Source organism: Oligosphaera ethanolica (assembly GCF_030814695.1).
Classification (GTDB): Bacteria; Verrucomicrobiota; Lentisphaeria; order Oligosphaerales; family Oligosphaeraceae; genus Oligosphaera; species Oligosphaera ethanolica.
The window spans coordinates 1,716,088-1,728,257 of the sequence record NZ_JAUSVL010000001.1; the positions used below are offsets into that span (position 1 = coordinate 1,716,088).

At 53.6% G+C, this 12,170-nt stretch carries 8 protein-coding genes; 1 reads left to right on the plus strand and 7 read right to left on the minus strand.

What is annotated here, in order from left to right:
- Positions 1 to 386 precede the first annotated feature (386 nt).
- Complete coding sequence (locus J3R75_RS05735; protein WP_307260421.1) at positions 387 to 1,388, plus strand: helix-turn-helix transcriptional regulator; 1,002 nt, start codon at positions 387 to 389, stop codon at positions 1,386 to 1,388.
- A gap of 24 nt (positions 1,389 to 1,412) precedes the next feature.
- Here J3R75_RS05735 and J3R75_RS05740 read toward each other — a convergent pair whose 3' ends face one another.
- From J3R75_RS05740 to J3R75_RS05775, 7 genes are all read right to left on the minus strand, one after another.
- Entirely contained in the window at positions 1,413 to 2,681 is a 1,269-nt protein-coding gene (locus tag J3R75_RS05740; RefSeq protein WP_307260422.1) for a hypothetical protein, read from the minus strand.
- 934 nt (positions 2,682 to 3,615) lie between these two features.
- Positions 3,616 to 4,935 (minus strand): RNA/DNA-binding domain-containing protein, encoded by a 1,320-nt coding sequence (locus tag J3R75_RS05745; protein ID WP_307260423.1) that lies wholly within the window; start codon positions 4,933 to 4,935, stop codon positions 3,616 to 3,618.
- A 1,383-nt stretch (positions 4,936 to 6,318) separates the two neighbouring features.
- Positions 6,319 to 8,184, minus strand: coding sequence for an IS1634 family transposase (locus J3R75_RS05750; RefSeq protein WP_442418872.1), 1,866 nt, complete (start codon positions 8,182 to 8,184; stop codon positions 6,319 to 6,321).
- 217 nt (positions 8,185 to 8,401) lie between these two features.
- A complete protein-coding gene (locus J3R75_RS05760; RefSeq protein WP_307260425.1) occupies positions 8,402 to 8,524 on the minus strand; it encodes a hypothetical protein in 123 nt (40 codons plus the stop codon).
- Positions 8,525 to 8,638: 114 nt separating this feature from the next.
- A complete protein-coding gene (locus J3R75_RS05765) occupies positions 8,639 to 9,406 on the minus strand; it encodes a formylglycine-generating enzyme family protein (RefSeq protein ID WP_307260426.1) in 768 nt (255 codons plus the stop codon).
- 212 nt (positions 9,407 to 9,618) lie between these two features.
- Positions 9,619 to 9,792, minus strand: a complete 174-nt coding sequence (locus J3R75_RS05770) for a hypothetical protein (protein WP_307260427.1) — start codon at positions 9,790 to 9,792, stop codon at positions 9,619 to 9,621.
- Positions 9,793 to 10,022: 230 nt separating this feature from the next.
- Positions 10,023 to 12,104, minus strand: coding sequence for a hypothetical protein (locus tag J3R75_RS05775; protein WP_307260428.1), 2,082 nt, complete (start codon positions 12,102 to 12,104; stop codon positions 10,023 to 10,025).
- Positions 12,105 to 12,170 lie beyond the last annotated feature (66 nt).

The following is a 12,170-nucleotide window of genomic DNA, read 5'->3' on the forward strand; positions in this document are numbered from 1 at the left end:
GCTGAAGGCGCGAAACATTCCAGCCCAGGGCAAGCGGCGCCGAAGGCGCGCGCCGCCCTGGGTACAACGCCAACTCTGGCCGTGTCCCTTAGCCTCTTTGTCCCCAGTCGGCGCAGCTGACTGGGGACAAAGAGACAATGGAACTCACTTTTCTTGCTTGCACTGTCGCACGCTTACAGGGTGCCTTCTGCAGCTAGCATTAACGTCGGTGGCATGCCTGTGGCATCCAATATCAATAACAGACCCCTTACGCCGCAGCTCCGGCCATCACGGGCGCTATTTGCACTTCATCCCGCCGGGGTTATTGTTCGCCCGGTCTTGCCACGCGCGTCCCCACAGGCAGCGGCGAGCAATTCTGACACCAGAGTCTTGGGAGGTCTCCAACCATGCCAGCAAATAAAAATCAGCTGTTGCGCCTGCAGGTCATTCTTGAGCTTTTGCGCAAGAACACGTACCCCAATTACAGCCGTTTCATGGCTGAAATGAAACGGCGAGACCTTGCTGGAGCATATTCGCTAGCGGACAAGACCTTTCGGCGCGACATGGAAGTCCTGCGCTCTGAATTCGGAGCGCCAGTAGAGTACGAGCCGACAGAACACGGCTTTTTTCTATCAGACCCGGAGTGGTTCTCAAAGGATCTCCTGGTCGAGCCCTTTAAGATAAAAAGCGCCGTACTCGGCCAAATGGCCGCACAGTCCCTCATGCCCGAGCCCCTGCGCGGAGAAATTAACAAGGCCGTACAGGCACTGCTGACCCAACATGAAACGGGTTTCAGCGCCTTGGCTGAGCTGGACATGATGCAGGTCATCAATCCAGTACAACTGCCGCTCTCGCCCGACATCTTTTGCACCGTGTTCAAAGCCTGGGAACAACGGCATCGGCTGCGCCTGAGTTACAGCACGGCCAAAGGCAAGGAAAGTGACAAGATATTTGAACCACATGTGATCGCCTGGCAGGCTGGCGTCTGGTACCTCAAAGGACGACTGGTCGGCACGCCAAAGTATAGCTACGGCAAGCCCTACAACACCATTCTCGCCCTGCATCGCATCAGCGCCGCCGAGATGACTGACATGTCCTTCGCCAGTGACCGGCAGCTTCTGAACGGCATCAACGACGGCAAGCTGTTCGACTTCCCACGCATGCCGGAAGTCTGTCTGTTCATCCAGCCCGACTTCGCCAAGCCCGTCCGCGAACGCTACGCCAACAAGCCGGAATGCCTAGAGGCACAGAAAGACGGCTCGCTCCGGCTGACACTGCACGATGTCGCCGAACACGAAGCCGTCGATCTGATCTTCTGGGCCCGCGGCCAAGTCAAAGTCATCAGCCCCGACTCGCTCCGCCAGACGATTATCGACATCGCCGAAACCGTCCTGCGCCTGCAAAGCTGAGCTCAACTCCTGCCACCGCCTCGCTCACGCCGTCAGACACCGCGGCCGTTTCCACGTCTTACAGTCGGCAAAGTCCGGCAGCCGCGTATGAATGCGCATGATCTGCCAGCGCTTCCCCACCATGCTGGCGTAGTCATCGAGATCCCGGAAGGAAAATCCCAGTGCATTGGGCTTCTGCGGCGACACGCCCAGCGCACAAAGCAATTTCAACAGATTGCGATTGCCCTCGCGCTCCTTTGCCAGATGGGTATAATTCTGGGCCACTTCCTCCCATGGGGCCTGCCTGGATACCACCCACTTTGCCGGCGGCAGCGGCGACTTCCCGCTCTGCTGGTACAGCTGCTGTACTTGCGCCGTGGTTAATCCCTTCGACCTCTTTTGCCGTGGCTGCCAGCACGTCGCCGTGTACCAAAGCAGATTGTTGCCGTGGCGGTCACAAAAGCCCGCGCAAAGCCCCGGCCGCAACTCCTCAAGCTTATTGACCAGGATGGCCGCGTCAACACCGCGATAATGCCCGACGGCGTATATGAGTACCTCGCGATAAGTCATGCCCAGCTCGGCCTCGCTGAAGGTCTCCAGCCACATGCAAACAACCTCCAGGCAGTGTTTCACCAAGGCAAAAGAAAACCAGTCCGCCTTCTTCAACGGCGACAGGTCAGCCGCAAAACTGGCCTGATAACAACGCTTTTCGAACATCGCCTCGACACCCATCACCGTCAGTTCACGCCAGCGCTTCTCATGCCTGGCGCTGAAGTCGACCTGTTCCAACTCAAAGCCCTCTGCATCAAGACCGGCACGACTCAGAGCACGCGGGCTTCTGTCCAACAGATATAACCACGACGCAAGCCGAATACGAGTCGGCACCACCGCCGCCGTGCTCACCAGCGCCAAATGCACTTTCTGCCCCTGCCACTTGGCCTCACGGGCGACACGAAGAAACTCCACCCAGAAGGACGACGGCGCAATCTCGGCCATTGCGGCCTTTTTCAAGGGGCCACGCCCCAGCATGAGCCAATACACGGCCACCACCAGCTTCCGCATGTCAACACTGCGAAAAACCTCCTCGCGTGACAGGTATTCCGGCTGCCACCGGCTCTTGCCGTCAACCATGATTTTCGTAGAGCGTATCCATATGGCGCCATTGTTGCTACCAAAGCCGAGGGCGCGGCTGATGGTCCCTTTTTTCAAGTGCGCAAGCATGAATTCCTCATCCCGACGCAGCTCTTCCAATTCCTGTTGCAATTCCTGTTCCTGTTGCAGTTCCTGTTCCTGTTGCTCGCTTGTAGACGTCATGGCAGTGTCCCTTTCTGGCGATGTGCTACCCCAAGACAAGTGGCCGGAAAAATCCCCGACACACTCTGTTCACTGCCATTACAATCGCCACCACCCCCGGACACCTATTGTCCGAGGCCCAATGCCGCCACCAGCCGTTCTCATTAGTCCCCTGCGTTCTCTAGCGTCTTAAGCGTCCAAACCGCTCTTCTGTGGAGATGCGGCCTGCGGCCTCGCAGCCAAATGCCCGCGTGAATCCTTGAATCCACTGATAATTCGTTAGTTTTTGTCCTTGACTTGGGGTCCACTTCAGCGCCGCCGGTCCCTAAATGTATGGCCCGAATCGCGAATAAATCATGTCGTCTGAGCGGCCAAGTTCGGCCCGGAGGGCCGCACCATGCGTAACCCCGGGTGAGGCGCCCGGAGGGCGACGCAACCCGGGGGGTGACTGCAACTTGGAATTGCGCCCGGGGGGCGCCACATTGGCTTGACACGCTACGTCTCACCGCAGCAGAGTAAGGCAGACGGACCGACATTATCAATCACTCCTATGAAACCAATGTTCTTCACTTAACAAATTTCATAGTGCCTTAAGCTTCGGCAAAACAGTCTGTTATGATCGCGGCATTTATTGCCGCGAAGCGGCAGAAGCGCTGAAAGCGCGAAATATGATAGCCCAGGGCAAGCGCGCTGAAAGCGTGCGCCGCCCTGGGTAGCGCGCCCTCTACGCTCGTGTTCCTCGGCCCCTTTGGCCCCAGTCGGCGCAGCTGACTGGGGCCAAAGGGGCAATGGAACTCACTTTTCTTGCATGCACTGTCGCACCCTTGCAAGCTGCTTTCGCGAGGATGGACGCCTTCAGCGGGCCAGGTTATAGTTGTATATCTAATTATCGAACAGCCCCTTAGACGTGACCAAATAGTGTAAGTGTTTGCCGATTTTTAGGATGCATCGCTCTTCAGTCTTTACTGCGGTAAGCGGTGTTTTTACCCAGGCCGACCTTAACTATCATTCGCTTGTCCAGCATCGCGCGCAGCAGATTGACCGCCGTGCCCACGGCTATGTCACATTCGGACTCGACGTCTTTTCTGGTAACGCGGCCTTTTCGGGCAATGAGCCTCAGCACGGCCTGCTCGCGTTCACTGGCCAGACGAGGCGCCGCCGGCGCTGCCGCCTGATTGTCGGCAGCGAGCCGATTACGATTATACAAAGTCAGCTTGAAGGCGTTGTCCGACACAGCCAAAACGGGCTGCTGTGGTGCACCTCGGTAGCATTCGCGGATTTTCAGCAGTCCAGTGCCATAGGCTTCAATCAGGCGTAGGCGATAGAATACATCGGCCAGATTTCGATTGCGCAAAACGGAAACGCCCAGTTCAATATCGGACAATTGTATGCCTGGCAACAACCCGCCAACGCTGATCATTTCCAGCCGATCTTCGAACAGGCTGATCAAACTCGCTGCGGAAAAGGAATAATCGCGGTGGACAACCAGATTCAACAGGCCCTCGCGGATGGCCTCGGGCGGGTAATCACGGCTATCCACGCGGTCGAGCCCCTGGAAGTCCGAACGAGTGCGATTCAGCCTGTCGATGAACTCATAGGCGTCTGCAACCTGTTTCAGAAGCGAACCGCTTAATTCACGGCGGTCGCGAAAGACGCTCTTCTCTGCGCCTTCGAAAACGGCCAACTTGATGGAATGCACGCATTGATCGGACAGCATCCAGGCCAAATTGCTATACATGCCGTCATTCCCGATGAAATGCAAGGTCTGCATCTGGGCTTTGCCAAATGCGAGTCCCCTCTTGCGGAAAAACGCGGCAGTCTGCGTGAAAGTCAAATCCTGGTTGAAGGACCGCGCTTCCTCGTACCGTCCTTCTCCCGATTCACCAATCATCTGCAGAATGGCCGCCGGCGACGCGGGCACCGACGATGCTCCCTGGCGGACAAAGACGCCCTCGGGACGTATACCTTTCTCCTTCCAGTAGTATGGACGTGCCGTTCCCCGCTGGACATCAATGCGGATGACCTTTTTACCATCCATTATCTCCGGGTCACAGCGGGTGAACAGCGTCACGTCAGGCAAAATGCTGTCACGAATGGTGCTGGCAATGCGTGACAACGTCACATCCACGTCAGCGACGCCATACACCTCACCGTCATCAGCGATGCCCACGATGATGCAACCGCCGTCGCTATTGGCGAAGGCAATGACCGAGCGGCGGATCGTGTCGCTGTACTCCCGCTTGAACTCAACCTTGCTGCTCTCGTGCTGCACCATATCGTACCTCCATCAACGGGTTCCATGTCTGGCTATGGTTCTAACAATTCTAACAATTATTATAACCATTCTAACAAGCAGAACAAGCAGAACAAGCAGAACAAGCAGAAAGGCAAATATCGCACCCCCCAAATAATTGGACAGGGCTTGATGTGTAGAAGGCTTTATCCGTTGTCCATCCCCGAGGAGCTATCACAGCTTGACGTCTGGGACTCCTGGAAACACCGCTGTAGGTCGCGCTTGTGGCGCTCAAATACAGCACCCGGCAGCACTCGACGGCACTCGACTGCACTCAACGGCAATCGCCCGTAATCGTTGGCGCGCGTCACCTTGGCTATCATAGATCGCGTGTTCGGGTCCTCGCGCCATGCCAGACAACAAAGTCCGCCGTCGGCCCATCGGCCAGCGGCGCTTGTGTTTTCTCCTTGAGTTTGTCTCTAGCCGTGGTCGCCCAGTTATACGAAACAATGCAGGCAGTTCTCCGTGAACGATAAATTTCGTGACCTGAACGTCCGCCTCAAAATGGCCAAATAGAGACCGGCGACAGGCACGCCCGGCGCCAAAAGAGACGCATTTATACGCCGACACCCCCCCAGGCATATAAACCTCATAAACCCGAGGACTTCTGACTTCAGCTACAGAGACAAGTGCCGAGATTGCCGGCCAACGAGCGGCAAAAACGCCCCGCCAGGCGGTCTCTGCGGCGCCGGCCGGCGCCACGGGCAAACGCCGCAACACCCTGCGTTTACGCCACTTGCAGGGAAGACAAAAACGCCATCGAGTAGCTGGACTCGATGGCATTCATAAACGTAATGGTGGAGCAAAACCTCGCGAACGAGCCGGCAGTCTCTGTTTTCTTTTATGCGCCGCCAAAGCAGCAGCACCTGACCACTGCTTTTTTAGCCGACCACCGCCCTACCCGCCGAGAACCATTCCCTGCCTGAATACCCCAAAAGCTGAAGGCCTAAAACGCCAAAAAGTTATCGTCCGCAGACATAAGCCTACCATAGAAAAGCCCAAGAAATCGACCAAGACCAGAAAGGCCGGCGGACCTGCGTCAAGCACAACTTTGTTAGCCGACTGCCGTCCTGCCCGCCGCAAGCCATTCCCTGCCTAAAAACCCAAAAAGCTGAAGGCCGATAACGCCGATAAGTTATCCACCGCGAGGAGAAACCTACCATGGAAAAACCGTGCTACACGACCAAAATGCAAAAGCCCGCCCAGTACAGAGAGCAACAATGCTTTTGACCTTACCCCTGCGCCACTGGGCGGCGACGATATTGTCGGCTAGCCCATCTTTCTCACTTTTGCCCCCTTTTTGAGGCTGGGAAGGCACAACAAAATTTTCACATCTCCCCCTTGAGTCATGAATGAACGGGGCGTTTAGGCCTCACCAGCCGGCGACGACTCCACGACCACTTTCCGTACTGGCAGCGCGCTCACGTCTATGCCGAGAGCGCTGTAGATCATTTTCTGCCTTTCGTCGGGCTTTCCTGGGCGCCGGACGTGATATTTCCTTCCATTGCGGCAAGGAAGGTTGATGGTCGTGTAGCAATGGGTCTGCAGCAGCCTGCGGACTTCCTGGTACGTGCAGTCCACGCCAGCCAGCTTCAGGGAATACTCTATCCAACGCAATAGGTGATAGGCGAGCACGGTGATCCAGATGTGTGCATCGCACCGGTCTTCTTTCCAGTGATAAAACGGACGTAACCCCAGTTCCCCCTTGAGGAGGTGGAAGGCCGTTTCAACCCGCGTCAGCATGATGTAGATGAGCCATATTTCGTCATTTGACAGGTCTTTGCGGCTTGTCCTCAGGTGATAGCATCCATGCAGGCTGGCGTCCTCCTGGTATTTATCCTCGTCCCTGGTCCAGGATAGAAGCTGCTGGTCCTCATTGTATCTGACGGTATAAAACTTGGAGGCCCTGGTATATCGCGACGCTATTTTCCCAATGCACCTGTCCACGTTTGCCCGCCCTCCGCTGCTGTCCAAGTGCAGTTTCCCGTCCTTCTTCTCAATTCTTCCGGCCAGCTTTCGCAGCGCCTCAAGGTATCGTTCTTCCGTCTTGCTGACTATCGCGTCTTCTTTTGCCTTTCGGTCTTCGCTTCGGCAAAGCAGGACAACCTCCCCCTCGCCCCATATGCGCTTCACGAAGACCGGCTTTTTGTCGTCGCGCCCCTTGACGGTTTGGAAGGCCTCCCGCCGCTTGAAGTCCTCGGCAAAATTCTGGCGTGTCGTTCGTTTGCCATTCACCACATAGTCGTAGTTGTTCTCCAGCAGGGTCTTGAGGTTGGCTTGAGTGGCAATGCCGCCATCCAACACCACGGTCGGACGTCTTGTGTCACCAGTCTCCCTTTGCAGCGAAGACACGATGTCCAGAATGGTCTTGCTATCACTGGTGTTTCCGGGAAAGACCTTGTGCACGACAGGAAAACCCTCCGCGTTGAGGACAAGACCAACCGAAAGCAAGGGACAGTCCGTTCGCTTCTCCTTGCTGTTGGCACTTCGCTTGGCCTTGGGATTTTCCGTGCAGCCGCCCTCAAAATAGCTATTGGTCAGGTCATACAGAAAAATTGTGTTTCCCAAGTTGAACAGGTTTTCCTCGCGCGCCCGCAAGTGCCTGGTGAGCTCAACACTATGCTCAAGCAGATCATCGCCAGCTCTGTAGAAAATTTCCTTGCCGTAAAAGCCAAACGTGTCATTGAGAAGTTCGTCCATGGCCACGGTCTGCAGCCACGACGGAAGTTCGTGCTCGCTGCATGGCTCGACAAGGCGGTTGAAAACGCATGCCTGCGCGGCGTGTATGCGTCGGGCTGGCATGCCTCGCGACGCAAGGAAGTCCGACAGGCCAAGGCTTTCCCACGCCCGCTTGAGCGGCAGCAGAACGCCAATCTGCCTGGTGTCCTCGTGGCTGACCTCATCAAGAAGTACGCCGTCGGCGATGCCGCCGACCGGTACATTCCTTGTGACGCTGCTCCTGACAAGATCAAGCTTGCCTTCGGATTTCATCTTGTCAATGATCAGGTCCGACCAGGACGCCACTTCTGGCTTCATGGGCAGAAGCGACTGCTGACCGGAAACAATGGCTTCGATGTTATGGGCGATCTCGCGACGGAACACGTCGGGTATGACGCATCCCCCAAGAGACAAGAGAACCTGCTGGCGCACCTTGCCGTCAAGTCCGCGACTACCGCGGACCAACTGAAGAAGGAGAGTGCCGTTGGTGCTTGTCTTTTCGCGAAAATACATTTTGTGCCTTTGCAGTGAAGGTTTCTAGTATGTATTCGCAAATAGACTAGCAATAAGATTAAAAAGTTCAAGCTATAACAGCACATTGAAAAGGCACAACAAAAGCGCTTCCGCCCACCCCTACGCACAGCGTCAGCGGGCCGGGGGCCGGTCTCACGCAGGAAAACTTTTTTTGAATAAAATCAAGTGAGAAAGATGGGCTAGGTGCCGCTCTGCATTACGCTTCTGCGGCCTTCTGTGCCTGCTTCTCCTTCATGCGCCGGAGAACGCTGGCGGCAATCAGAAGGGCTTGCTGCAAGTGAATCGGCAGGTCGGGTTTCGGTAGTTTCGGGGCGTTCATGGTACTCTCCTGGTTCAAACGGTGGCAGTACGCCGGCACCTCCGGCGTTGTCATTTGAATTGCCCACTGAAACCAGGAAAGCAAGACGATAGGCGGGGAATAAGACGGCGAGGACTAGGGGACCTCCCTCACGAGGCGGAAGCCCAGAAGAATGTCCCGATGCAACGGCGAAACCGGGAAGGGGTAGCGGTACGCCGAACGACAGTCGTCTGCATCGTAGTACAAGCTGCCGCCCCGGATAACACGGCCAGCCCCGTCAGTAGCGCCTTTGGGATCGGTCTGCTTGTCCTGGCTGTAATCGCCATACCAGTCCTGGCACCATTCAAACACATTCCCGTGCATGTCATACAACCCCCAAGGGTTTGCCTTCTTCATACCCACTGGTTGCTTCCTGAATTCGTTCATCTTACCGTACCACGCCATTTCATCAATCTTCCCGGCATGATCACCTGTTGTTCCCGCCCGGCAGGCGTACTCCCACTCCGCTTCCGTCGGCAATCTGAACGTGCCAACTCCCTTGCAGTTGAGCTTCTTGATGAAGTTCTGGCAATCCTCCCATGAGACACATTCCACCGGCAGATATATTCCCTTGCTTTCACTCGGGTTGGAACCCATAACCGCCTCCCATTGCGCCTGAGTCACTTCGTACTTGCCAAGATAGAACGGCTGTGAGATCGTCACCTCGTGAACTGGCTTCTCATTTCTTTCACCATTTTCGGACCCCATCATAAACTTGCCAGGCCGTATGAGTACAAGATCAAGCATAACACCACCACCAAGGTCCAGGCTGACGGCATCGGCAACCTTAGAATCCTTCAACTTGACACAAGAGCAAAATAACAGGCTTGCCATGCCCATCAACAATACAGCTAACTTCTTCATCGTTCCGTCCCCATGTTTTTGAGTGCATTATGACGACAGCTGCCTTCTCCGGCAATCCCCTCAATTTTCTGATGCAACGTCTTACCCGGTAAAGACAATGTCCTGCTTGGGCTGAATCGACCGCGCGCCTGCCGATTCGCGACCAGGCGCTGGCTCCTCCGACCACCTTCGCGGGCTCCGGCCGGTACTCAGCATACCGGCCGGAAATGGCCCTACTGAACTGGCGGCACGGAGCGCGCCACGCGGAGGCCGAAGATGCTGATGCGGCCGTCCGGCCAGTAACTGCCGCGGGACGCGGAGCGGCAGCCCCGGGCGAAGTCACCCCAGCCGCCGCCATCGTCGTCTTGCTCCTTGCTCAGGCCCTGCTGTTCGTGGACACACAACACTCCTTCGTCAATATCTACCGCGAATAACTCGTGCGCCGACCTCACGCGCTGACAAACTCAGCGAACGTATTCACCTCCTTGAGCCCGACCATGGCCACCTTGGCTTTGTACTCGGGCGTGAAATGACGCTTCTTCATGTTCATCTGGGAGACTCTGGGTTGGACAAAGAATAATGTTTTCGCCACGTATAGCCTTGTCCACTTTATGGTGGCTACTATATGAAAACCTTATCATTCAAGCCGAATGAAAAAACAGATGTCGTCATAATCCTTAGCCAAATTTACACCCGGACTAAAGACGCGTACCATGTTTACATTTGCCTTTGTCATTTTCCACCTCGGGTTAACCCAGGCTTTTCCGCTTTCACATTCCTCCGTTGTGAGACTACCCTCATTGCCTTCCTCGGACGCGCCGTCGTAAACGGTCTGAATTTCAAACTCAAATGTCCCTACGTCATATTGTAGTGGCTTTTGAGTATAGGGATCCACTGGGAGGGACGGCATCGTTATCGGGTAACTGCCAGTTTGCTGTTTAATCTTTTCCACTTCAAAGAGCATCTTCGCGCAGAAGACTTGAACTTTGGCACGCTTGCTCTGATTGCTGATGCGGCCAATTGCTCTTTCAGAAATCATCTCAGGAGAATTGGCTAGAGGTGTTTTTCCCGTAGTTAGATAATCCTCAAAAGCCCGTAGTACTGCGTTGGCTTTTTCCGCAGCCGGCCACCAGGCTTGGGGAAAGAACCAGCGCAATTGGCTCAAGTCGGCTCCTTGGGCGACTGATTCACCCAGCCTATGGGAAATTCCATCTAAAATTGCACAAAAACGAACCGCCTCAAAAAACTGTATTCGCTCCTCCAGTGAAAAAAAATCTGCTTCATGCTTACTAAAAAAATCAAATTGCGAATCAATCCATTGCCTATCAGCTAACTCGTACTCAATAAATCGACATAGCGCTAACAGGTATTTTTTCTGCGCGGCCAGATAGGACGGCAACCCTTTATCATACAAATATGAACATATTTTTTGCATACGTGTAAAAAGAACATGCGCAGTGTTTATATCCTGATGTTCCATCGCAAATCGCAACTGCCACAACTGCGCATCAAAGCAATTAGCAAGCATCCTGATGTCAGGACAATCCAAACCGTCTAATTCAATTAATGCCACATCGCAATATTGACGCGGAATCGGCGGTATTTCACCATCAAGAAAGTCGTTTATGCATTCAATTTCCTTTTGACGCAAATAAAATATCTCCCATTTTCTGTAGAGTTCATTTTCCCATTTGCTTAGCAAGGGATCTATACGCATACTATCAATTAAGCAGAAATTCTCTTTATAATAAGGAGTCATATTATCCAAGACATGCTCCAATTCCAGCCAAGTTTGTCCAGTATCCTTCCCGACGCAACAACATTTATTTTCTAGAGTCGGCGGAACGATAGATTTGCCAAAATGATGTTCTAATTTTCGTCGCGAATGCTTGTATTTTTCCTCGGCGAATAATGCAAATGGCAACGATACGAGATAAATAAACAGGCATAGAATCATCACAAAAATCGCGCGCTTACTAAGTAATTGTCTATAGGAAATCTTCAAGAATAGACATAAAGCTTGCGCTTGCAGAACATAACCGGCAAAAAAGCATACAAAGCTAGTGATTGCCAGCCATTTCCATCCCACTCCAGAAATCATAAAAAACTCCCGAATTGCAGTTAACCACTGATAATCGTGATACTGGACAATGGGAGGGGGACCCGAAGGAAGTTTATCGTAGAAAACGAAAAATGGCAGTACTCCATAGGCAAATATTAGACTTAGTCCGATAAATCCTATGGGCCATAAAAATATGATGGCCAGTTTTTTCCACACTGCGCCGCACGAAGGCAAAAGAAAAGCGCTTCCGAACAGGAAAAGAAGAATGCAAAAAGTAAATATTGCATAACTTTCAGATGAAAGAAAAAAATCAAGTTTTGCCAAGAATTCAATAGCAAAGACAAGTGGTAACAGGAAAAGTACGTAAATACAAGCCCATCGGCACAAGCGCTTTGCCCTGCTAGTTAGGGGCGAAATGGTCTGTCCTAACGATTTTGCATAGACGAATAGCGTGTATAAGGGAATTCCTACAATAATGATAGGAATAAGCACGCCAAGTCTTCCATGTAATATCCATTTCGTCAAACCTTCATTGCCCAGCAGAACACAAATAAGGGATAAATACAACCACGGAAGAGTCATAAGCATAGTCATGCCGAAAAATGCCCCCGGGCCAGGCTTATCGAAGAAAAATAATCTTGCGAGAAATTTCTTCATTGTCATCCCTCGGGAAAGACATACTATGTCAGAGACAATAGCCAGCCTATGCGAAAACTCATTGTG